Annotated in this window: 19 protein-coding genes; 13 read left to right on the top strand and 6 right to left on the bottom strand. The window is 59.8% G+C overall.

The features are described 5' to 3' along the window. Positions 1-36: 36 nt before the first annotated feature. A complete protein-coding gene (locus CVS27_RS11090; RefSeq protein ID WP_133162918.1) occupies positions 37-1,344 on the bottom strand; it encodes a hypothetical protein in 1,308 nt (435 codons plus the stop codon). Positions 1,345-1,921: 577 nt separating this feature from the next. Between CVS27_RS11090 and CVS27_RS11085 the strand changes: the two genes are divergently transcribed. The 4 genes from CVS27_RS11085 to holA all read left to right on the top strand — a co-directional run bounded on the left by CVS27_RS11085 (position 1,922) and on the right by holA (position 7,406). Continuing rightward, the gene (locus tag CVS27_RS11085; protein ID WP_103465793.1) at positions 1,922-2,323 is read left to right on the top strand and encodes a hypothetical protein; all 402 of its coding nucleotides are present in this window, start codon (positions 1,922-1,924) and stop codon (positions 2,321-2,323) included. 184 nt (positions 2,324-2,507) lie between these two features. Beyond that, positions 2,508-4,487 (top strand): ATP-binding protein, encoded by a 1,980-nt coding sequence (locus tag CVS27_RS11080; protein ID WP_103465792.1) that lies wholly within the window; start codon positions 2,508-2,510, stop codon positions 4,485-4,487. Between the two features lie 770 nt (positions 4,488-5,257). Further along, on the top strand, positions 5,258-6,283 hold the full coding sequence (locus tag CVS27_RS11075; protein ID WP_103465791.1) for a ComEC/Rec2 family competence protein: 1,026 nt from the start codon (positions 5,258-5,260) through the stop codon (positions 6,281-6,283). Positions 6,284-6,398: 115 nt separating this feature from the next. Next, positions 6,399-7,406: a DNA polymerase III subunit delta gene (holA, locus tag CVS27_RS11070; protein WP_103465790.1), complete on the top strand. Its 1,008-nt coding sequence runs from the start codon at positions 6,399-6,401 to the stop codon at positions 7,404-7,406. Between the two features lie 113 nt (positions 7,407-7,519). On the opposite strand, the gene rpsT is transcribed toward holA, so the two are convergent. Both rpsT and CVS27_RS11060 read right to left on the bottom strand, forming a co-directional pair. Next, a complete protein-coding gene (rpsT, locus tag CVS27_RS11065) occupies positions 7,520-7,780 on the bottom strand; it encodes a 30S ribosomal protein S20 (RefSeq protein ID WP_103465789.1) in 261 nt (86 codons plus the stop codon). Positions 7,781-7,960: 180 nt separating this feature from the next. Then, complete coding sequence (locus tag CVS27_RS11060) at positions 7,961-8,548, bottom strand: type II toxin-antitoxin system PemK/MazF family toxin (RefSeq protein ID WP_103465788.1); 588 nt, start codon at positions 8,546-8,548, stop codon at positions 7,961-7,963. 165 nt (positions 8,549-8,713) lie between these two features. Between CVS27_RS11060 and lepA the strand changes: the two genes are divergently transcribed. Both lepA and hemW read left to right on the top strand, forming a co-directional pair. Next, a complete protein-coding gene (lepA, locus tag CVS27_RS11055) occupies positions 8,714-10,570 on the top strand; it encodes a translation elongation factor 4 (protein ID WP_207767500.1) in 1,857 nt (618 codons plus the stop codon). Then, the gene (gene hemW / locus CVS27_RS11050) at positions 10,567-11,796 is read left to right on the top strand and encodes a radical SAM family heme chaperone HemW (protein ID WP_103465786.1); all 1,230 of its coding nucleotides are present in this window, start codon (positions 10,567-10,569) and stop codon (positions 11,794-11,796) included. The genes lepA and hemW overlap by 4 nt, the downstream gene beginning before the upstream one ends. Before the next feature lie 88 nt (positions 11,797-11,884). On the opposite strand, the gene CVS27_RS11045 is transcribed toward hemW, so the two are convergent. Together CVS27_RS11045 and CVS27_RS11040 are read right to left on the bottom strand one after the other, a co-directional pair. After that, on the bottom strand, positions 11,885-12,274 hold the full coding sequence (locus CVS27_RS11045; protein WP_243399831.1) for a DUF4870 domain-containing protein: 390 nt from the start codon (positions 12,272-12,274) through the stop codon (positions 11,885-11,887). Positions 12,275-12,329: 55 nt separating this feature from the next. After that, complete coding sequence (locus CVS27_RS11040; protein ID WP_103465785.1) at positions 12,330-13,178, bottom strand: DUF3097 domain-containing protein; 849 nt, start codon at positions 13,176-13,178, stop codon at positions 12,330-12,332. 251 nt (positions 13,179-13,429) lie between these two features. Between CVS27_RS11040 and hrcA the strand changes: the two genes are divergently transcribed. The 3 genes from hrcA to CVS27_RS11025 are packed head-to-tail and all read left to right on the top strand — an operon-like array spanning position 13,430 to position 16,395. Next, entirely contained in the window at positions 13,430-14,443 is a 1,014-nt protein-coding gene (gene hrcA / locus CVS27_RS11035) for a heat-inducible transcriptional repressor HrcA (protein WP_103465784.1), read from the top strand. Positions 14,444-14,476: 33 nt separating this feature from the next. Further along, complete coding sequence (dnaJ, locus tag CVS27_RS11030; RefSeq protein ID WP_103465783.1) at positions 14,477-15,613, top strand: molecular chaperone DnaJ; 1,137 nt, start codon at positions 14,477-14,479, stop codon at positions 15,611-15,613. A gap of 5 nt (positions 15,614-15,618) precedes the next feature. After that, on the top strand, positions 15,619-16,395 hold the full coding sequence (locus CVS27_RS11025; protein WP_103465782.1) for a 16S rRNA (uracil(1498)-N(3))-methyltransferase: 777 nt from the start codon (positions 15,619-15,621) through the stop codon (positions 16,393-16,395). A gap of 154 nt (positions 16,396-16,549) precedes the next feature. On the opposite strand, the gene CVS27_RS11020 is transcribed toward CVS27_RS11025, so the two are convergent. Next, complete coding sequence (locus CVS27_RS11020; RefSeq protein ID WP_103465781.1) at positions 16,550-17,548, bottom strand: GerMN domain-containing protein; 999 nt, start codon at positions 17,546-17,548, stop codon at positions 16,550-16,552. 344 nt (positions 17,549-17,892) lie between these two features. On the opposite strand from CVS27_RS11020, the gene CVS27_RS11015 reads away from it, so the two are divergent. The 4 genes from CVS27_RS11015 to era are packed head-to-tail and all read left to right on the top strand — an operon-like array spanning position 17,893 to position 21,758. Next, complete coding sequence (locus tag CVS27_RS11015) at positions 17,893-18,966, top strand: PhoH family protein (RefSeq protein ID WP_103465780.1); 1,074 nt, start codon at positions 17,893-17,895, stop codon at positions 18,964-18,966. Further along, positions 18,963-19,436 carry an rRNA maturation RNase YbeY gene (gene ybeY / locus CVS27_RS11010; protein WP_103465779.1) on the top strand — a complete coding sequence of 158 codons (474 nt, stop codon included), beginning with the start codon at positions 18,963-18,965 and terminating at the stop codon, positions 19,434-19,436. Before CVS27_RS11015 ends, ybeY begins: the two co-directional genes overlap by 4 nt. Beyond that, the gene (locus CVS27_RS11005) at positions 19,433-20,797 is read left to right on the top strand and encodes a hemolysin family protein (RefSeq protein WP_103465778.1); all 1,365 of its coding nucleotides are present in this window, start codon (positions 19,433-19,435) and stop codon (positions 20,795-20,797) included. The genes ybeY and CVS27_RS11005 overlap by 4 nt, the downstream gene beginning before the upstream one ends. Further along, the gene (era, locus tag CVS27_RS11000) at positions 20,790-21,758 is read left to right on the top strand and encodes a GTPase Era (protein ID WP_103465777.1); all 969 of its coding nucleotides are present in this window, start codon (positions 20,790-20,792) and stop codon (positions 21,756-21,758) included. The genes CVS27_RS11005 and era overlap by 8 nt, the downstream gene beginning before the upstream one ends. Positions 21,759-21,820: the final 62 nt, after the last annotated feature.

Below are 21,820 nucleotides of genomic sequence, written 5' to 3'. Positions count from 1 at the left end.
GCAGCTGCCGGGTAACCTACATCGATAGGTGGGTTCTTAGAGGTTCAACTGTTGGTAGAGCGTGTTGATATTCTGTTCCGGATGCACAGGCAAAGAGACATCACCTTCAAAGGCTTCATGGTGCCCGCGGACGGTGGCTCGCCAGGTACCCGACAGCGTGGTGACGTGATTCAAGGAGATTACAACGAGATCATCGTCGTCACTAGCCCAGGGGGTTCCAGGTCTAAGCTGATCCAGTTCGATGGTGATGTGCAGGTTTTGTCCGACGTTCTTCCACTTCAGCGGATACCGAGACAATGCGGACCCGATGCCGTTGAAATTAGGCGCCAACAAGCCCAAGCCATGATCAAACGGACTTCGTCTCGTGATGACTGGGGGGAAAAGTTTTTTAGGGGTGACATCCTCGGCGTCCTCGGTATTCACCCCATACGCGTCTTTGAGCGTCAAATCGAAGCGTACCGCTTCCAAGAAGTTGGATTGGCGGTTTCCAAGCTGGATAACTAGCCCCGGAAATGCCGCCCCGGCTATTCTTCCGAGGTTCTCCTGCCATTCGGCACGGATCTGCTTTTCCCATTCGAGGGCTTGCCGATTGAAAGCCTCCGGCGACAGCGAAGAGGAGTTCAACCCCAGCAGCATCTGCGCGCTCAACCCCGCGAAAAGCGGGCTCCCTTGAGCCGCCGCTGAAGCAGGAAGTGACAGGTGCTCAGTTCTCGCCTTTTCAACCCGGCTGTCGATGAAGTGATTCAGCCGTTCCGGCGTAAGGTCGAGATGGTGGGCGTCTCCCTCCAGAGTTATCGTGAGTTCCGGCATGGGCAGGGATTTTTTGCCGGCGCGGGTCACTAAGTCGTCAATTTCAGGAGCCGTTGCTTTCCTCGTCTGCCCCTGCGCCCGGACGTAAATGTCGCCGTTGCTGAGATTGACCTTGACTTTGCCTGGCAAGGATTTTTCCCCTTGGTACTCGGCCCGGCAAAGGTAGATGGGATCACCGTCTTGGGGAGGGTCCACCAAGATAAACAGGACTTCCTGGCCAGGATTATCGGCTGGTGCCCGTTCCAGCTCCCATTGCGGTCCGCCCGGGAGTAGAAATTTGTTGATTTTCTGCTCTATGTCGAGCACTTCCGTCCCTGCTGGGACGCCTGGCAGGCCGCCCTTCTCGGCCCCAATGACCATGACCGCATAGCCGCCAAAGTGGCGATCGGCCGTCGCGGGAAGACGGTTGGCAGCGCCCAGTATGAACTTGGCTAACTTTGTGGTTTCTTCCTTTGATGAGAAATCCAGCTGCCGTTTGATTTCCAGATAGTGCTTCTCGGCAGTGTCGCCGCCTGCCAGAATCTCCGCCAGCAAGGCCTTACGCTGTCGTTCTCCGTGTGGGGGCCTGGTGGTATCCAAGAGGCAGTTCCTTTCCCGACGCTATGGTTGCGCCTGCGAGGTCTATGGCGAGCCCTCTGATTCTCTCTCATTGAGGGAGTCAATTTGCGCTGCGGCAAGCGAGTCACTCAGCGAGTTCGATGAGCTCAGGCCCGTTGTTCCGGAGTGTGCGCCCAAGGTTGGGTCTACTCAAGGTTTAGTTGACATGGGGGCTTCCACTATCCGGGATAGCTCCCAGCCGCGTCTCATAGGCTTGCAGAGCGCCAAGGCGGGAGTCGATAGTCGTCCGGCTGGATCTCTTCGGGCGTGCACGTGCTGTAGCCGACGCAACCCGGCCAATTGCTGTTGAAAGTGCGTGCTCGTTTGGTTGAGTCATGTTTCTTTCACAAGGCGCAGACCTGCTCGAACTCGATGAGGCATAGGAGGCCAACCCAATGAATCAGGCACGTGATCGACTCTGTCATCGAGGCGAGGGTGCTGTCGCTTAGGCGACTCTAAATCACAACCGGCGCGGCATCCCGTGGGCAGCTGGAATGCATGCAAGATTGTACGTATGACAACTGATTACTCTGATTTTGCGCGTGACCTCGCTGACGCCGCCAAGGTATTCGCACGAAGCCTTCGCGATGCGAACGACGCGCCCACTCACCCGGATATTGAACTGGGTGCGCAGCATCTCGATGCGATCGAGAATGACCTCTATGACCTCTATGACATTGACGAAGATGAAGTCGTGGAAATCCCGGGAATACCTGGGGTCCTTGCGGAGAGTGCTGCCGTGGCGCGTCAGGTAGTTGGTATTGTCGTTGATCGATTGCAGGGGATCGGCTGGGAAGATGCCATGACGGACTTGGAAGAGGTGGTTGATCGTGTTAAGAAAGCCGGCTTCGACGCACCTGAACCATCGAGCCTAGAGTGGTTCGGTGACGATGTACCGGATGATGGGTCCGCCTGAAAGCACCGAATTTAAAGACTGCCGTGATACGCCCCGATGCCACTCGTGGCATCGGGGCGTATCGTTGACGGATACATCCGTCGACGATTTCCTCATGGGTCACCGGGCGTCTTAAAAGATTTTCGTCTCGTAACTGAGTGAATGCTCGGGGCATCATGTCTGTGCTCAATGGAAAGATTGAGGAATGGTAAGGATTAAACTCGAAGCTGGCAATGATCTTGTTCAGCGGCTCGCTTATGAGAATGACCCGGTGAAAGCCGTCATTGAACTTGTCTGGAATAGCCTCGACGCAGACGCGCATGCCGTTGACGTTACGTTGCACCGTAATCAGGCCGAAGGTGTTATCGGTGTCGAAATCACCGACAACGGTCACGGGATGGCCCCGGAAGAGCTGGCCACCGCGTTCCGCTGGGTCGGCAATTCTTGGAAGCGGAAGGCCCAAGGAAGTAAGGGTGAGGAACGCCCACTACACGGCCGTCTCGGTCAAGGTCGACTAAGGGCGTTCGCACTGGGTACTCAAATCTCCTGGGACACCGTTGCCGACAGCACCGACGGAAAGCGCCTAAAGTCGATTATTAGGGCGAATTCCGCAAGCCGAAATGATTTCGATTCCACCGGCCCTACGAACACTGACGCACGCACGGGTACCAAATTTTTGGCCGCGGGCCGTGACTCTCTGGACCGCCTCGACAGTAACAGAGCATTGGACCGCGTTACAGCTACGCTTGCCCCATATCTCATTGCACGCCCGGACATTGACGTCACCTACAACGGAACCCGAGTTCAACCCCGTGACAACATCGAAGACGAAACAACTTATGATCTCGAGTGGGAGCACGACGGCGTCACTCGAAGTGCCGTATTGCGGATAATTGAATGGAAGGACGCTAACGAGCGTTCCATCCATCTCTGTGACGGTGCGGGCGTCCCAGTTGACACACTTGACACTGCGCCAGCTGCCGATTTCCAGTACTCTGCGTATGTTGTCTGGGACGAGATGCCTCAGCATCACAATGAGTGGATATTGGCGAGTCTGGAGACTACCTCTTCTGTTCTCGGGGTCCTCATCAACGAGATCGACCGGGTTCTCCAAGCTCACTTTGAGGCACGCCGAGCTCAGCGCCGCCGTGAACTGGTCGAGGACTGGAAATCGGGCAACGTCTACCCCTACGACGGCGAGCCAATGACTGAAGAGGAGAAGGTAGAGCGCGCGACATTCGACGTTGTAGCGACCTCGATTCGTAGGCATATACCCAAGACCAGACAACAGAAGAAATTGACCTTAGGGCTCCTGCGAGAGTCAATCCAGCAACGCCCGAGTGACGTTTCCGCTCTCCTAGACGAGTACGTCGGCCTGCCTGCCGATGAGCGCGAACAGCTCGATCGTCTGCTGAATCGCACCAGCTTGTCTCGGGTCATCCAAGCTTCGAGTAACGTCACGAATCGGCTTGAGTTCCTCAGAGCTCTCGAACTGATGGTCTTCGACCCCGAAGCTAGCAAGATGGTGGGGGAGCGGGCCCACCTCCACCAAATCCTTGAGAGCGAACTTTGGGTGTTTGGTGAGCAACACAACCTCATGATCAGCGAGCGAGGCCTCACTGCCGTCCTAGGGCGACACTTGGAAGTTCTCGGCGAAACACGCCGCGATACCACTCCCGTGAAACTACTCGATGGGAAGCAAGCCCGTGTCGACCTTTTGCTTTCGGCCGCAGCTACTGAGCACGACCGTAATCGACATCTCGTGGTCGAGTTGAAAGCCCCCAAGATTGTGGCCGGGTTGAAGGAACTTACCCAGATCAAGGCTTATGCCAAAGCCGTGGCCAGAGACCCGCAGTTTGCAAGCACAACGACCGAATGGGATTTCTGGCTTGTCACAAGCAAGATCGACGATGACGTTCGGCAAGAAGCGAATCAGGTCGGCAGGGAACGAGGTCTCGTATTCCAGCCGGATCTTCCCGACGCACCCGGTGCGAAGGTTCGTGTTTGGGTCCGTGACTGGGGTCAGATCATCGACGACGCGAAGCGAAGGCTAGACTACTTCCAGAAAAGTCTGCAACACGACCCGTCGCTCGACGATGCAAGAGACTATCTCCGCCGACACCATGGGGATGTCATCCCGCTAGGACTCCTAGCTGGAGACCAGAGTAGCGATCAAGAGAACTAACTTGGCTTACATAAGTGGTACATCCGAGGTAGGCCCCAAAAGTCAGAATTGCTCAGGTCCTGCATATTGTTGTTGGCCCGTCGATGCCTGGGTGTCCCATGGTGGGTGATACCTCAAATGTATGATGCCTAGCTACTCAAGACTTCCCCTGTCCTTCCTGAAGTTGCCCGCTGACCATCATCGTTCGGAATCCGGCATGTCTTAGCCTCTATTCAACGCCTTTTCAATGGTGGTCAGGAACCTGATGTATGTCCGTCACCTGTGCCGTGGCCTTCAATTGACGCAGAATGCGGCTACTGGTCTTATGGATGAGTCACAGCCGTAGACAACCCGTGCGAAGGGGTCAAGAGGTGAAGTCTTTTGGAGGGTGACTTTGAATGCAGGGGGCCGGACGGTCGCCGACTAGCAATTCGTAGCCAGCATCATCCACGATACAAATGTGGTTTCCTCTCGCCGTCATGGAGTACATCGAGTCTTGGTGCAACCGCCGCCGGCCTCATGCCAACAATCAGGGAAGGCCACCAGCACGAGCCCTAACCGGGTACCAAAATCAAACCGAACAAGCAGCAGCGTAAGAAGAAATACCCATCAGACGTCTCACAAACTTGACGGGCGCAAGAATCCTTGACGGCTACAAACTGAACCAGTGGGCTTGACTAAACTTTCGAAGGTGCCCCGTGTAAAGAGGTCGGAGTCTGTCCCGTGTATAACGAGGGCGCTTGCGTCCGCTGCTTGGAGAAGGTCAAGATTCCACGGGCGGATGACCGGAGATGGGAATTGTCGACGGCGCCTCTGATGGGAGCCAACGCAGTTGTGGCGGAGTCGACGTACACGCGATAGCGGGGCCTTTGGCGGGCCTACGCTGGACAGTGGCACGGGCTCGCAACTTGATCAAACTTGATCACCTAATTCACCCATCTACTTTTTCAACAGTCTCTGGGGCCAACTGCACTCTGGTGTTGGCGTCGTTGATGTTGTTGGTGCGTTCACTGCGGGTACCGCGTCCGGTGGCCTTTCTTGCCTCCGGAGCCGGGCTGGTGGGATTTGTTGTTCTCGTGGGGCCCGATCCCAGTGTGCTTCGGGCTGCAGTTATGGGTGCCATCGGGGCGGTGGCCCTGTTGGGTGGCAGACCCAAACGGGTGGGGGCCCTGCTTTGCGTGACTGTCGTGGTGTTGCTGCTTGCGGACCCGTGGCTGGCAGCGGACTATGCCTTCATCTTGTCAGTGCTGGCTACGTTGGGAATCCATCTGGTGGGGAGGCGCTGTGTTGACTGGCTGGCCGTCTGGTGGCCCGTGTGGCTGGCCCAGGCAGTGGCCATACCGCTGGCGGCACAATTGCTCTGCGCCCCGGTCATCGTCCTGCTGGCGCCACGGCTGACCCCCTACACAATTCCGGCCAACATGCTGGCAGCGCCTGTTGTGGCACTGGTAACCACAGTGGGAACTTTTGGCCTGGCCGTCGCCGCCCTGGTGCCGCTCATCGCCTCAGTCTGCGCTTTTGTCAGCGGATTGGGTGCCTGGTGGGTGGCCGCCGTCGCCCGGTGGATGTCGGAACTGCCAGCGGCAAGTTTGCCGTGGCCGGCGGGGCTGGAAGGTGTTGTCCTGATGGCAGTGTTGAACGCCGTGACGCTCGCTGCCTTGTTCGCGCTGGTGGAGCCCGAACGCGCCAAGGCAGTCACTGGGCGGCTATTGCGGTTGCTCCCGGAAAGGTGGCGTGCCCGCTTCGGCTTTGGCAGTGTGATCGTTCTTGCCGCCGTGGCCACCGCGTGGTGGTGCGCGGCCGTTTTGAGGCTGTGAGTTCGTGAGGCTGCGAACTCTTGAGGTGGTGTGCGCCGGCCCCGGTCGGGTTGGGAATCACCAGCAGGGATGGCACAGTAGATGCTGTGAATAATGCGTGGACAGGAAAGCAACCATGAGCCCGGCACCGAGGGCAGCCCAACGCCCGGCTGCGGGCGCCGATTGGCGTGATGTCCCCCTGGCCCCGGTGGTGTTGCTTTTTGGTCCGGAGGACTTTATTGCCAGCCGCGCGGTGGATGACATTCGGGCCAAACTCAGGGCGCAGAACCCCGAGCTGGAACTGACCTCGCTGGACGCTTCCCATTACACGGCCGGAGCGCTGGGCATGGTGGCCAGCCCGTCACTTTTCAGTGAGCCGAAGCTTATTCAAGTCTCGGCCCTGGCCAGCATGACCGACGATTTTTTGGTCGATGCCCTGGCTTACATCAAGGACCCGGCCCCCGATGTGACACTGGTGCTCACTCACGGCGGCGGCACGCGGGGCAAGAAGTTGCTGGATGCACTCAAGGCCCTCGGGGCCCCGCGGGTGGAGTGCCAGCCCCTGAAGAAGGACGCCGAGAAATCTTCCTTTGTCAGTGCAGAGTTTTCCAGGGCAAAGCGCCGCATCGATGCCCAGGCCGTCCACGCACTCGTGGCAGCTGTGGGGGCAAGCCTGTCCGAGCTGGCCGCGGCCTGTTCCCAGCTGATCGCTGACACCACAGGAATGGTCAGCAGTGACGACGTCGACAAGTACTACGGCGGCCGGGTGGAGGCCACAGCGTTCCGCGTCGCTGATGCCGCGTTGGCCGGCAACGCCCCGGTCGCGTTGTCCACGCTGCGTCACGCCCTTGCCACAGGAGTTGATCCGGTGCCGCTGGTGGCTGCGCTGGCCATGAAAGTCCGCCAGGTGGCCAAGGTGTTTTCCCTGCGCGGCAGCTCGGCCCAACTGGCCCGTGACTTGGGCATGTCACCGTGGCAGGTGGACGCCGCACGCCGCGATGCCGGGCACTGGAGCGGGGAGGCTCTGGTAGTGGCCATCAAGGTGCTGGCGGAGGCCGATGCCCAGGTCAAGGGTGCAGCAAAGGACCCCGTCTATGCGGTGGAACGGGCAGTCATCGTCATTGCCACCTCCGCACGGCGCTAACCCGGCCCTCAGGTTCACCAAGGCAGATTCCCTGAAAGCATGGCTTAAACACGTTGGGCCCCCACCAGATGGTGGGGGCCCAACGTTTGAGTTGCGAAGCAGATCAGCTTCTCTTAGAGGGCGTTAACCTTCTTGGAGATGGCTGACTTGCGGTTGGCAGCGTTGTTGGCGTGGATAACGCCCTTGCTGACAGCCTTGTCCAGCTTGCGGCCTGCATTCACCAGTGCAACCACAGCTGCATCCTTGTCGGCCTTGGCCACCGCCGTGTTTACTGCACGGATAGCGGTCTTCAGCTCGGACCGAACCGAGAGGTTGCGCTGACGCGCCTTCTCGTTCGTGAGGATGCGCTTCTTCTGAGACTTGATATTAGCCACGTTGTATAACTCTCTTTTGATACGTAAATTCGGTCGTAGAGGGCGTAGCTTGACCGTTGACAGCGGCGTGGGGATGCTCGAATTATGGTGAACGTCAGGTCAAGCTGCTGTACCCGCCGACCTGCACGGGCACACACTAATAAAAATTCTATCAGATCGGTGACTTGCCAGCGTGTGAGATTACTTCCAGCCGTGTCGCCGGCGCAGCCCCGTGGCCACTGCGGCAAAGCGTTTGGCATCGAGCACTGCACCCTCGCGGCGCAGATCAGCCTCGGCCACCTGCAACACCCGATCAAGCTTGACTTCGCTGGGTCGGCCCTGACGGTCCCACGCCCCGGTGCCAATGTCCACGTAGTCGTTGTCTCCCCGCCGGTCATTGCCGTGATCCTTGCTGGTGAGCATGAGTGCCAAGAGCCGTTTCCCGGAGCGGCCCACCACCAGGACGGGCCTGTCCTTGCCCTGGCTGAAGTCCTCCTCATAGGGCACCCAGGTCCACACAATCTCACCCGGGTCCGCCGCGCCGTCGGGATGGGGGGCATAGCTCACGGTTGACGTTCCGTTGAAGTCGCCCGGGTAAGGAGCGCTCAGGCCCTTAGCGAGAGTGTTCTGCGAAGGCCGCTGGGCCGGGCGCGAACCAGCCCCGGGGCTGGGCTTGCCGCTGGTCTTGCTGCCGGGGCGGGTGCGCGGCGGTGTGGTCTTGCCGGGGTTGAAAAGTGCGCGGGCAAATGAACGCAGAAGGCCAATGATGCGGTCCGTTGTTGAAGGCATGGCTTCTACAGTAGCGAATGGGCCCGTCAGTTCTCATCTAGGGCCCTAAACGTGGGAGACTTGAAGGCAATGAGTGTCCGCCTGTTCAGTGCGCGGGCACACCCCCTGCACGGTGGCGGTATATGCACTGCCATCCCTGCGTTCACGCAACAGTAAGGAACACCAGTGTCACCCATGGCCCGCACTGCTCCGGTGCCCGCCGCGACCGATCCGGCGATCATCAGGAACTTCTGCATCATCGCTCACATTGACCACGGGAAATCAACCCTGGCGGACCGGATGCTCCAGCTCACTGGAGTTGTCAAGCAGCGTGACATGAAAGCCCAGTACCTTGACCGGATGGACATTGAGCGTGAGCGCGGCATCACCATCAAGTCCCAGGCAGTGCGCATCCCTTGGGAAGTAGATGGCACCGCCTACTGCTTGAACATGATCGACACCCCGGGCCACGTTGACTTCACCTACGAGGTCTCCCGGTCGTTGGCCGCCTGTGAAGGCGCCATCCTGCTCGTTGATGCCGCCCAGGGCATTGAGGCCCAGACGCTGGCCAACCTGTACCTGGCCATGGAGAACAACCTCACCATCATTCCGGTGCTGAACAAGATTGACCTTCCGGCAGCCCAGCCGGAGAAGTACGCGCTGGAACTGGCCAACCTGATTGGCGGCAAGCCCGAGGACGTCCTGATGGTCTCCGGCAAGACCGGTGTTGGCGTTGAAGCGCTGCTGGATTTGATCGTCCGTGAGCTGCCGGCACCCGTTGGCGATCCCAACGCCCCGGCCCGCGCCATGATCTTTGACTCCGTGTATGACACTTACCGCGGCGTTGTCACCTACGTGCGCGTCATTGACGGCAGCCTGAGCCCGCGCGAAAAAATCCAGATGATGTCCACCCGCGCCACCCACGAGCTGCTGGAAATTGGTGTCAGTGCCCCGGAGCCCACCCCTTCCAAGGGTCTGGGCGTTGGTGAGGTTGGTTACTTGATCACGGGCGTGAAGGATGTGCGCCTGTCCAAGGTGGGCGACACCGTGACCACGTTCAGCAAGCCCGCATCAGAAGCCCTGGCCGGCTACCACGACGCCAAGCCCATGGTGTTCTCCGGCCTGTACCCCATGGACGGTACGGACTACCCGGTGTTGCGTGACGCGCTGGAAAAGCTCATGCTCAATGACGCTGCCCTCATTTACGAACCGGAGACCTCCGCAGCCCTAGGGTTTGGATTCCGTGTGGGCTTCCTAGGCCTGCTGCACCTGGAAATCACCCGTGAGCGTCTGGAACGCGAACACAACCTTGACCTGATCTCCACAGCCCCCAACGTGGAGTACGAGGTCACCCTTGAGGACAAGAAGGTTGTCCACGTAACGAACCCCAGCGAATATCCGTCAGGGAAAATCGCCGAGGTGCGCGAGCCCATGGTGGCCGCCACCATCTTGGCTCCCACCGAGTTTGTGGGCGCCATCATGGAATTGTGCCAGACCCGCCGCGGCATTTTGGGCGGCATGGACTACCTGTCCGAGGACCGGGTGGAGATCCGCTACCGCCTGCCTTTGGCCGAGATCGTCTTTGACTTCTTTGACATCTTGAAGTCCAAGACCCGCGGCTACGGCTCCCTTGACTGGAAGGCCGACGGCGATCAGGTCGCCGACCTGGTCAAGGTCGACATCCTGCTCCAGGGCGAGCAAGTGGATGCCTTCAGTGCCATCACCCACCGTGACAAGGCGTACTCCTACGGTGTCATGATGACCGGCAAGCTCCGCGAGCTCATCCCGCGCCAGCAGTTCGAGGTGCCCATCCAGGCTGCCATTGGTGCCCGCATCATTGCCCGTGAAAGCATCCGCGCCATCCGCAAGGACGTCCTGGCCAAGTGCTACGGCGGTGACATTTCCCGTAAGCGCAAGCTGTTGGAAAAGCAGAAGGAAGGCAAGAAGCGCATGAAGATGGTGGGCCGCGTTGAGGTTCCCCAGGAAGCCTTCATCGCCGCGCTGACAACTGCCGAAGCGCCTAAGGACAAGTCAAAGAAGTGACACCCAGCGCTTTGCCCCTTGGCGATCCGGCTCCGGCCGACGGCATCCTGCCCGCGCAGGCTGCCGTCGGTGCGGCGGACCGCAAATTCAGCCTCTACGCGCACATCCCGTTTTGCGCCGTGCGCTGCGGCTACTGCGACTTCAACACCTATACGGCCACGGAGCTTGGCGGGGGCGCCTCACAGGACGCATACGCCGAAACGGCCGTGCGCGAGGTGGAATTTGCCGCCCGGGCCATGGTTGCGTCGGGCCTGCCTGCGCGCAAGCTGAGCACCGTGTTCTTTGGCGGTGGCACGCCCACCCTCCTGCCCGCGGGCGATCTGACCCGCATTCTGGGTGCCGCCGTCGCGCAGTGGGGGCTGGAGGACGGGGCTGAGGTCACCACGGAGGCCAACCCGGACTCGGTCACCAAGGAGTCGTTGCAAGAACTGTACGACGGCGGTTTTACCCGTGTGTCCTTCGGCATGCAGTCAGCGGTGCCGCACGTTTTGAAGGTCCTTGACAGGACCCACAATCCCGACCGTGTGCCGCAGGCTGTGGCCTGGGCCCGCGAGGTTGGCCTGAACGTGAGCGTCGACTTGATCTACGGCACGCCGGGGGAGTCAGTCGCCGACTGGGAAACGTCTGTGCGGACAGCCCTGAGCTACGAGCCCGACCACATTTCTGCGTATTCGCTCATCGTTGAAGAGGGCACCAAGCTGGCCGCCCAAATTCGCCGCGGCCAGGTGCCCAACATCGACGACGACGACCATGCCCTCAAGTACGAGCTTGCCGACGCTTTGTTCACCGAGGCCGGATTGTCCTGGTACGAAGTAAGCAACTGGTCCCGGACCCCCGAGGATGCCTGCCAACACAACCTGGCGTACTGGCGGGGGGACGATTGGTGGGGGATCGGCCCCGGTGCCCACTCCCACGTTGGAGGTGTGCGCTGGTGGAATGTCAAACACCCCACGGCCTATGCCAACCGTCTGGACAAGGGTGAATCGCCTGCTGCCGGACGGGAAACCCTCGATGCGGACACCAGGGCCATGGAACGCATCATGCTGACCTCGCGCCTGTCCGAGGGTATGGCCATCAACACGCTCAGCCCTGAAGCACGCAAGGCTGTTGCCGGGCTCATTGCCCAGGAATTGGTGGAGCCGCTCAAGGCCTTTGCCGGGACCCTGGTGCTCACCCTCAAGGGCCGCCTCCTGGGCGACGCCGTGACCAGGGCCCTCCTGGACTAGCCTCAAGACCAACTGACCCGCAGAAAACGCCGAAAATCTACGCTTTTAGCGTGATTTTCGGCGTTTTCTGCGGGTCAGTTTTGGGTTACTAGAGCAGGCGCAGATTCAGGGAGTAGCGGTATGGCTGACCCTTGTTGACACTCACGGCGCCAATGACGGAGAAGGCAGTCAGGAACGCCCACACGAGAAGGGCGAGCAGGAAAAACACCGTGCCAAGCTGCGGGTTGAAGAACGTGAAAATGAATCCCAACAGATTCAGGAGTATCGCCAGGGCCGTGGGCGGCAAAGTGAAGTTCAAGGCTTCCAGGGATTCCTGGGCGGTGAACGGGCCGCGGGGCGCCACATACCTGTGGATCAGCAATGCCGGAATGCAGCCCAGAATACCGCCGCAATGGGCCATGAACGCCCACTGCTTGTCCTCTGAGGGGGTCAGCGGCGGCTTGGTCGAACCATTCTGCTGGTTTACCGGATGACTCACAATGACTGGCCTTTCAACAAGCGAAACTGCTGGCCAACATATCGCTGGCCACTCTCTAGGATACGGGTGCCGTGAGGAAGTCAATCACTTCTTCCACCCGGCCCAGCAACGAAGGCTCCAGATCGGCGTAAGAATTCACCCGTGACAGCAGCCGCTGCCACCCCAAACCAATGTCCTCAGCTGTGCTGTGGGGCCAGCCAAAAGCTTTGAGGATGCCCAGCTTCCATTCCATTGATCTCGGGATAACTGGCCAGGCGGGAATGCCCAAGGTGGCTGGTTTGATGGCCTGCCACACATCCACGTACGGGTGACCCACCACCAAAACGTTGTTGTGTGTGCCGGGTGACTTCATGAGATTGGCCACAATGCGCGATTCCTTGGACCCCGGCACCAAGTGGTCCACCAAAATGCCCAAACGGCGGTTGGGGCCGGGGGAGAAATCCGCCACGGCTGCCGCCAAGTCATCGATGCCGCGCAGGGGCTCCACCACAATCCCTTCAACGCGCAAATCGTCCCCCCAGACTTTCTCAACGAGTTCGGCGTCGTGCTTGCCCTCCACCCAGATACGACTGGCCTTGGCCACTTTGGCGCGGCTGTTGGCAACTTTCACCGAACCGGAGGCGGTGCGCAGGGTTTGCTGGGTGGCCACAACGCGCGGGGCGATGAGCTCAACGGCCGCGCCTTCATAGAGGAAACCAAATCCCAAGGGGAAGGCCCGGATTTTCTCGCGCCTGTCGGCAAGCTCCACAATGTGCATGCCGCCGGACTTTTCCAATCTGACCACCGCGCCCACCCAACCGGTTTGCTGGTCCTCCACCACAAGCCCGGAAACGGCTTCCACTTTCGGCAGGGTACGGGCGGGAGGTGGGCTCAAATCTTGGGGGCCCCACTGGTTGAATTCCACGCTAAAACCTGACTCTTCATTCTTGGGGCAACGCTCATGGCGAACGCTGCAACTGTGAAAATCCATGCTAACCGCTTCAAGGGCACAATATCCGGTTCACCATGGCCACAGAGGCACGGGAGGGGCGGCAGAAAAAGTATTAGACTTAGCACTTGGTTGGGTAGAGTGCTAACGTCCTTGTGCTGCCACAGCCGGCAGCACACCCAGTGCAAGCAAGGCGTTTGTGTGACATTGAGAAGGAGGTGACAGGTATGAGTGAACCACGGAAGTTGGAGGTCCTGCGGGCCATTGTTGAAGACTACGTACACACACGCGAACCTGTTGGCTCCAAAGCGTTGGTTGAGCGGCATCATTTGGGCGTCTCCAGCGCCACCATCCGCAATGACATGGCAGCGCTGGAAGAAGAAGGCCTGATCGCCGCCCCGCACACCAGCTCCGGGCGCATTCCCACCGACAAGGGCTACAGGCTTTTTGTTGACCAGCTGTCCGCGGTCAAACCGCTTTCTGCCGCCGAACGCCGCGCCATTGCCGTGCTGTTGGAGGGCTCCACTGATCTTGACGATGTCCTGGAACGGACAGTGCGGACCTTGGCCCAGCTGACCAACCAGGTGGCTGTGGTGCAGTACCCACGCTCGGCCGGAGCCACGGTGCGCCACATTGAATTTGTTTCGTTGGCTGCACGCCAGGTGCTTGTCGTTCTCATTTTGGCGTCCGGCAAGGTTGAGCAAAACGTGATCGACGTCGGAGCCAACGTTGATGACGCCATGCTGGCTGGGCTGCGGCAAGTGTTTTTGGGTGGCCTGCACGGGGTGACCGTGGCAAGCCTGCCCGAGGCGGTTGTCAGGATCCCGCCCACAGTCCAGCCTTCCGAGCATGGACCTGCGGTGCGCCTGGCCCAGGGTTTGGTGCTGTTGGCCGGGAATGCCCGGGAAGACAAGATTGTTATGGCTGGGACGGCCAATTTGGCCAGGTCCAACAATGACTTCCCGCTCAGCATTGGCCCTGTCCTTGATGCCTTGGAGGAACAGGTTGTGTTGTTGCGCCTTTTGGAGGCGATGGCACAAGATTCCTTGGGCATGTCAGTGGTCATTGGCCGTGAGAACCCGCACGATTCGTTGGCCGAGGCGTCAGTTGTGGCGACCAGTTACGGGCCGGGCGAAACAGCCAAGCTCGGAATTGTGGGCCCAACCCGGATGGATTACCCCAACACCATGTCCAGCGTGCGTGCCGTGGCACAGTACCTGTCTAGAATTTTGGCCGGCTAAGCGGCCACCGATTCCACTAAAGAGAGCAACACTTTGAGCAATCACTACGATTCATTGGGCGTCGCCCGCGACGCGACCGCCGAGGAGATCAAGAAGGCTTACCGCAAGCTGGCGCGTAAGCTCCACCCCGACGTCAATGACGCCCCGGATGCCCAGGACCGATTCAAGGCTGTGACACACGCCTACGAGGTCCTCTCCGACCCGCAAAAGCGGCGGGTCTATGACACCACGGGCAATGAGAACGGCAATGACAACGGTGGCGGTGGCGGCAACTTTGACGGCCAGGGTTTCGCCTTCCAGGACATCTTCGAGACGTTCTTTGGCGGCAGTGGAGGCGGTGGTGGGCGTGGTCCGGCGTCGCGCATGCGACGCGGCCAGGATGCCCTCATCACTGTCCGCATTGACTTGAAAGAGGCAGTGTTCGGCGTCAACAAGAAACTCGAAATTGACACGGCCATCACTTGTGGCACCTGTGAGGGCAGCTGCTGCCGTCCGGGCACTTCACCCACCACGTGCGATGTTTGCCACGGCAGCGGCCAGATCCAGCGCCCCGTGCGCTCCATCCTGGGCAATGTCATGACGCTGGCCACCTGCAACTCCTGCCAGGGCTTTGGCACCATGATCATTGACCCATGCAACGAGTGCATGGGTGAGGGCCGCGTGCGTGACCGCCGCAGCTTCACCATCAAGGTCCCGGCAGGCGTCAGCACAGGCACCCGCATTCAGTTGGCTCACCAGGGCGAGGCCGGTCCGGCTGGTGGACCGGCGGGTGACCTCTACGTGGAGATGAAGGTCAACAACGACCCCAACTTCCTGCGCGAAGGCGATGACCTGCACGCCACCCTCAGCGTGCCCATGACGGCTGCTGCGTTGGGCACTGAGCTGACCTTTGAAACCTTCGACGGCGAACAGCCCATCAGCATCAAGCCGGGAGCCCAGGCCGGGGAGATCATCAACTTGCGCAGCCTGGGTGTGACCCATCTGCGCGGCTTTGGCCGCGGCGATCTCAAGGTGCACATCCATGTGGAAACACCCACCAAGGTGGACGCCGCCCAGGAGGAGCTCCTGAAGCAGCTGGCCGCCTTGCGCGGTGAAACATTCACCGAAGGCAAGCTGGTCTCCAGCGGCGGCATGTTCGCCAAACTCCGCGACAAGCTCGGCAACCTCTAACGCCCATGAGCAACCCTGTCTTCTATGCCACGCCCGCCGAACTTGCCGGTCTCGGCCCGGGTGCCACGTTTTCCTTGGATGGTGCCGAGGGCAAACATGCCGTCACCGTCAAGCGGCTCACTGTCGGTGAGCCCGTTGACGTGTGCGACGGCGCAGGGTTGCGTCTTGTCTGTTCAGTCACCGGAGCCGAGAAGGGTGTGCTGAACGTTGAGGTTGCTGCCGTTATGGCCGAACCCGCGCACAACGTTCAGTTCACGCTGATTCAGGCGCTGGCCAAGGGGGACAGGGATGAACTGGCCATCGAAACCGCCACCGAGCTGGGAATTGATGCCGTAGTTCCGTGGCAAGCTGAGCGATCCATTGTGCGATGGAAAATGGACAAGGCAGTCAAGGGCCCGGAGAAGTGGCGCCAGGTGGTTGCTGCCGCGGCCAAACAAGCCCGTCGGGCCACCATTCCACAGGTCGGTGCGCTGGTCGGTACCGCCGGCATCTGCGAACTGATCAAGGCGGCCGACCTCGCCCTGATCCTGCATGAAGACGCCACCGAATCACTGGCTGTGGTGGCTCGTGCCTGGACGGCTGCACAGGCGCCCACAGAATCGCCCGCACCCTTGCAGCTTCTGATGATCGTGGGCCCGGAAGGCGGCATGAGCGACGCAGAGGTGCACGCGTTCCGCCAAGCAGGGGCGCAGACCGCCCTGTTGGGTCATCACGTGTTGAGATCCTCCACGGCCGGACCGGCCGCAGTGGTACTGCTCAGCCAAGAACTGGGCCGCTGGTAGGCCACAACCGCTCCCACAGCTCGCAAGCTCGCCGCGGGGCCCTCGCGGTTGCGGATCCACCCACGCCCTCCCTAAGTGCAGCCGCTGGCGCGTCTGGACTTAGGGGACCCTCGGGCGCGTGGGCCCAACAACCGCTCCCACAGCTTGCTGCTCTTTAGGGTTGGCTGATGGTGACGATCTTGTTGTCCAAACCGAGCTGCCGCCCCGGCACCAGCGGGTCCACAATGTAGACGGACAGCTGGTAGCTGCCTGGCGGGGGAACAAGGTTGAAGTTGAATTCCCCCAGTTCGTTGGGGCCCTGAGGTATGGACACGGTACCGGTCATATAAGTGTCGGAGACTTCGCCGCCCTTCACATGGGACAACGACCAGGCAAGGGTTCCCGTAGGCGAGACGCCCTGGCCTTTGACCTTCAGCGGAAGGGTGCGGTAGGTGGAACCGTTGGCGGGGTCAATGATCCAGACGGGCGCAACAAATGCCGGATTGCGGGTCAGAGGTTTGTCCAGCGGCACGTGGCCAAAAGCGTTGAAACCAGTATGTCCGTCAACAAGGACGGTGACCTGCACAGCGCTGGAGGCATCAATGAGTCCGGCCATGGCAGCAGCCGCCGTGGCGGTGTACACCAGCTGGGACACGGAGCGGTCGGCGATTCCCTGATCCATTTTTTGCCCAAAGGCATCGGCCGAGACGTCAAGGGTAATCACGTTCTTGGCGGAAACGGACGCCCCAAGCCGGCTCGGTGTGTTCCACAGCGAAAAATAGTCCTGGTCGCTGGGTTTGGCGCTCATCATGGTGTGCAACGCGGCGACAATGGGGTCGTCGGTTGCAGCCGTGGGGAAGAACTCCCGGAACAAAAACACGTCGTCGTTGCTGCGCCCCAGCCAATAGACAGGAAGTGTTTGCGCGGCTGTGGCCGTCTCCAAGGGAGCACTTGTCACCAGTGTTGAGGCGGTCGAGCCAGTGCTTGTGGGCATCGTGACATCGTCCTGCTCACTGATCTTCTCCGTGCAACCCGTCAGTGCCAGTGTCAAGGAAAGGCCAATGATGGCCAGGCCGTCCACCGCGGGGAAACGTCTGCTGGCGCGGCGTTCCCGACGGGCCCCGGAACCGGGCGCGCCGTGGCGTCCTGGCAGGGCGGTGGAGGGTGAGGCCATGGGGAACTGTCTCGCTGGTCTGTTGGTATGTGGAGGGCGGTACGTTCTCACGACCGTCCCTGAACGGGGCTGAGTCAAGGTTCCCCACAGTTCCTTGGACCTGTTCAAGCTTGGCACAACAGGGAACCCCGATGTCCGGTTTATGGCCCTGTGGAGCGAACTGAAACCGTATCGAAATACTTTTCCCGACATATGGCACAAAAATGTGATCAAGCATCACTGAGGTTATGGGCCGCGTTGTTGGGGCTGTGCATTAGAATCAGTAACAGGTATAAGCGGCACGAAATTCGGTGGTGACCACCGGCAAACTCGAGGAGCGATTTCAGGCTAGGAAGGCCGAAATTATGGCAGAGACAACAGCGCACCGCCACGATTCTTATCCTGATGAGGGTCCGGGGCGGCACTTTCCGCATTCCGTTGACGGAACACGCACCGAAGTGGTGCATTTTCACTCCACTGAGCAAATGGTGGCGGCGTTGGGTGCCGAGGATGAGGGCCTGCGCGTTGTTGAATCCCTTTACCCCCAAGTGAGTTTTCTTGCCCGTGGAAACGTTCTTTCCATTACAGGGCCTGCGGCCATGGTGCCGCGGATCATGCACCTCATGGAGGAAGCCCGGGGCATGGTGGCGCACAACAGCCCCATGAGTGCCAGTGTGTGGGAGCAGTTGGTGACCATGCTCAAGACCCGCCCGGATTCTTCCGTGGTGGATATTCTCAGCTATGACATCCTCTCCAGCCGGGGGCGGACCATTCGCCCCAAGACTGCCAATCAAAAGCTCTATGTTGATGCCATTGACAGGAACACGGTGGTCTTCGGGATTGGGCCGGCCGGAACAGGCAAAACCTACTTGGCCATGGCCAAGGCTGTCCAAGCCCTGCAGCGCAAGGATGTCAGCCGCATCATACTCACGCGCCCGGCCGTGGAGGCGGGGGAGCGTCTAGGCTTCCTGCCAGGAACCTTGAACGACAAGATTGATCCGTATCTGCGCCCTCTCTATGACGCCCTGCACGAGATGATGGATCCAGAGACCATTCAACGCCTCATGGCTGCCGGCACCATTGAAGTGGCACCGCTGGCCTACATGCGCGGACGCACGCTTAACGACGCCTTCATCATTTTGGATGAGGCCCAAAACACCACACCCCAACAAATGAAGATGTTCCTGACACGGCTGGGATTTGGTTCCCGAATTGTTGTCACAGGAGACATCACGCAGGTGGACCTCCCGGCCGGAAGCAAGTCGGGGCTGCGTGTCGTGAAAGAAATTTTGGAGGGCGTGGATGACATTCACTTTGCCCTCCTGGATGCCGAGGACGTAGTCCGGCACCGCCTGGTGGGCGCCATAGTCAGCGCCTACAACTCCTGGGATGAAACCCAACCCAGCCCCCCAAAAGCCAAGGAAAGCACCTCCAGATGAGCATCGAAATCAACAATGAATCAGGTGTGGACGTGCGCCAGGAAGAGCTGATCAAGCTCGTCAAGCACATCCTCACTGCCATGTTTATCCACCCCCAAACGGAGGTGTCCATTATCTTGGCCGACGTGGACACTATGGAAAAACTTCACATTGAGTGGATGGATGAACCCGGGCCCACAGATGTTCTCTCCTTCCCCATGGATGAACTTCGCCCCGGCAGTGCCGCTGCACCTACCCCCGCCGGACTTCTGGGCGACATTGTTTTGTGCCCCGTGGTTGCCCAGGAGCAGGCCGTTACTGCTGGCCATTCCATGGAAGAAGAATTGCTGTTGCTGACAACGCACGGCATGCTGCACCTGATGGGTTACGACCACCGTGAACCGGAGGAAAAGGAAGAGATGTTTGGGATTCAGCGTGAGCTGCTCTCCAGCTTCCTGGGCAAGGAAGCCCCCCGGGAGACAATGAAGTGATGCTTGTTGTTTTGCCGGTCATGGGCTTGGTTTTCATGGCCATCGCGGCTTTGCTGTCCGCGATTGAATCAGCGCTGAACTTCTTTCCCCGCCACGACGCCGAAACCGTGGCCGCCCATGGGCGTGGCACGTCCCTGTTGAAAATCCTTGCCGATCCCATGGCACACCTGAACGCCCTGCGTTTTTGGCGGGTCTGGTGCGAGATGGCGGCCGCCATTGCCGTAGCGCTTTTCCTGGTCCGACTGCTGGGCAACGAATGGTTGGCCGGGCTGGTGGCCACGGGGGTCATGGCAGTGCTTGGCTTCGTGATGGTGGGTGTTTCACCGCGCCGATTGGGCCGGCTCTACGCCACCTCGCTGGTGGGCCGCACCGCCTGGCTGGTACATTTCCTGACTCGCATTTTGGGACCGGTGCCGCATTGGCTCATCCGGGTGGGTGCCCTGTTCTCCAAGGACGCACCCACGAGGGATGAATCCTTTGTCAGCGAGGAGGAATTCCGTGAGTTCGTTGACCGCGCCAGTGAGTCTGAGATGATCGAGGATAGTGAAGCTGACCTGATCCACAGCGTTTTTGACTTGGGCGAGACAATGGTCCGTGCCGTCATGGTGCCACGCACTGACATCCTGAGCATTGAACAGGACGCCACCCTGGAAGAGGCGTTGGAAGCATTCCTGGCCTCGGGGTTCTCCCGCATCCCGGTTATTGGTGAGAGCAGTGACCACATTCTGGGCATCTTGTACCTGAAGGACTTGGTGGCCAGCCTCTACCGGCACTCTGTCGCTGACGCCCGCCCCCGGGTGGACCAATTGGCCCGCAGCGTGCGCTATGTGCCCGAATCCAAGCCGGTGGATGACCTGCTCAAGGAACTCCAACAGGAATCCACCCACGTGGCCATTGTGGTTGATGAGTACGGTGGAACAGCCGGACTTGTCACCTTGGAGGATTTGATCGAGGAAATTGTTGGCGAGATCGCCGATGAATATGACTTGGTCTCCCCAGAGGTGCAAAAGCTTGGCGAAAACAAGTACCGGATCAGTGCCCGCATGGCTGTTGATGAACTGGGCGAACTGTTCGGCAAGGACATCGACGACGACGAGGTGGACACCGTGGGCGGGTTCCTGGCCAAGCATCTTGGCAAGATCCCTTCCCTGGGCAGCAGCGTTGACGTTAACGGCATCCTGTTGGTGGCCGATCGCATGGAAGCATCACGCAACCGCGTCAGCCATGTCATTGCCAGCGTCGTGGAACCGGCCCACAATGGCAGTATTAGCAGTCAGTATGTAACAAAATTCAAGCACGACGGCGGCACAGCGGCGGCTGCCAACCCCACCCAGCAAGACCACAGGAGTGATCATGAGTAAGTCCAAAGGCAAGTTAGCCTTAATTGAAGCCAAGGGTGAGGGGTTCCGGGCAGGTTTTGCTGTTCTTGCGGGACGCCCCAACGCTGGCAAGTCCACGTTGACCAACGCATTGGTGGGACAAAAGGTTGCCATCACCTCCGCCAAGCCACAGACCACCCGCCACACGATTCGCGGAATTGTGCACCGGGACACGTTCCAGCTGGTTTTGGTGGACACTCCAGGGCTGCACAGGCCGCGCACCCTGTTGGGAAAGCGCCTCAATGACCTGGTGGCGGACACTCTCTCAGAGGTTGATGTTATTGGGTTCTGCCTGCCTGCCAATGAAAAGATTGGCCCCGGCGACCGTTTCATTGCCACCCAGTTGGGTCAAGTGGGCGGCAACAAGCCGGTCATCGCGATCGTGACCAAAACTGACACGGTGGACCGCCAAGCGGTGACGGACCAGCTCATTGCTGTTGAGAAGCTGGGCCGCGAGGTCATCGGCGAAAGGGGCTTCGCCGCCGTCGTGCCCGTCTCTGCCGTTGAAGACTTCCAGGTCAACACGCTGGCCACCGTCTTTGCCGAATACTTGCCGCTGTCCCCGGCCTTGTACCCGGATGGCGAACTCACGGACGAGCCTGAGGCTGTCATGGTGGCGGAGCTGATTCGTGAAGCCGCCTTGGAGGGTGTGCGCGATGAACTGCCGCACTCCCTGGCAGTTGTGGTCGAGGAGATCATCCCCCGTGAGGGACGCAGCGAAGATAACCCCATGTTGGATGTGCGCGTTAACCTCTATGTGGAGCGACCCTCGCAGAAGGCCATCATTATTGGCAAAGGTGGCGCCAGGTTGCGTGAAGTGGGCACCAATGCGCGCAAGGGCATTGAAGCTTTGCTGGGAACCAAAATCTATTTGGACCTGCATGTCAAGGTTGCCAAGGACTGGCAGCGAGACCCGAAACAGCTTGTTAAACTTGGTTTTTAATTAGCTCTTTGTGAAGTGGCGGTCGTCGTTCGGCCGCCACTTCTGCCCTGATCAGTGTGTGG

Origin of the sequence: Arthrobacter glacialis (assembly GCF_002909445.1) — a bacterium.
Classification (GTDB): domain Bacteria; phylum Actinomycetota; class Actinomycetes; order Actinomycetales; family Micrococcaceae; genus Specibacter; species Specibacter glacialis.
The sequence above is the reverse complement of the archived record's forward strand: the minus strand, read 5'-3'. Positions and strand labels throughout refer to the sequence as shown.

Coding starts and splice junctions, on each gene's coding strand:
- CVS27_RS11085 (WP_103465793.1), top strand. CDS start 1,922: ATGACAACTGATTACTCTGATTTTGCGCGTGACCTCGCTGACGCCGCC.
- CVS27_RS11080 (WP_103465792.1), top strand. CDS start 2,508: ATGGTAAGGATTAAACTCGAAGCTGGCAATGATCTTGTTCAGCGGCTC.
- CVS27_RS11075 (WP_103465791.1), top strand. CDS start 5,258: ATGGGAATTGTCGACGGCGCCTCTGATGGGAGCCAACGCAGTTGTGGC.
- holA (WP_103465790.1), top strand. CDS start 6,399: ATGAGCCCGGCACCGAGGGCAGCCCAACGCCCGGCTGCGGGCGCCGAT.
- CVS27_RS11060 (WP_103465788.1), bottom strand. CDS start 8,548: ATGCCTTCAACAACGGACCGCATCATTGGCCTTCTGCGTTCATTTGCC.
- hrcA (WP_103465784.1), top strand. CDS start 13,430: ATGAGTGAACCACGGAAGTTGGAGGTCCTGCGGGCCATTGTTGAAGAC.
- CVS27_RS11025 (WP_103465782.1), top strand. CDS start 15,619: ATGAGCAACCCTGTCTTCTATGCCACGCCCGCCGAACTTGCCGGTCTC.
- CVS27_RS11020 (WP_103465781.1), bottom strand. CDS start 17,548: ATGGCCTCACCCTCCACCGCCCTGCCAGGACGCCACGGCGCGCCCGGT.
- CVS27_RS11015 (WP_103465780.1), top strand. CDS start 17,893: ATGGCAGAGACAACAGCGCACCGCCACGATTCTTATCCTGATGAGGGT.
- ybeY (WP_103465779.1), top strand. CDS start 18,963: ATGAGCATCGAAATCAACAATGAATCAGGTGTGGACGTGCGCCAGGAA.
- era (WP_103465777.1), top strand. CDS start 20,790: ATGAGTAAGTCCAAAGGCAAGTTAGCCTTAATTGAAGCCAAGGGTGAG.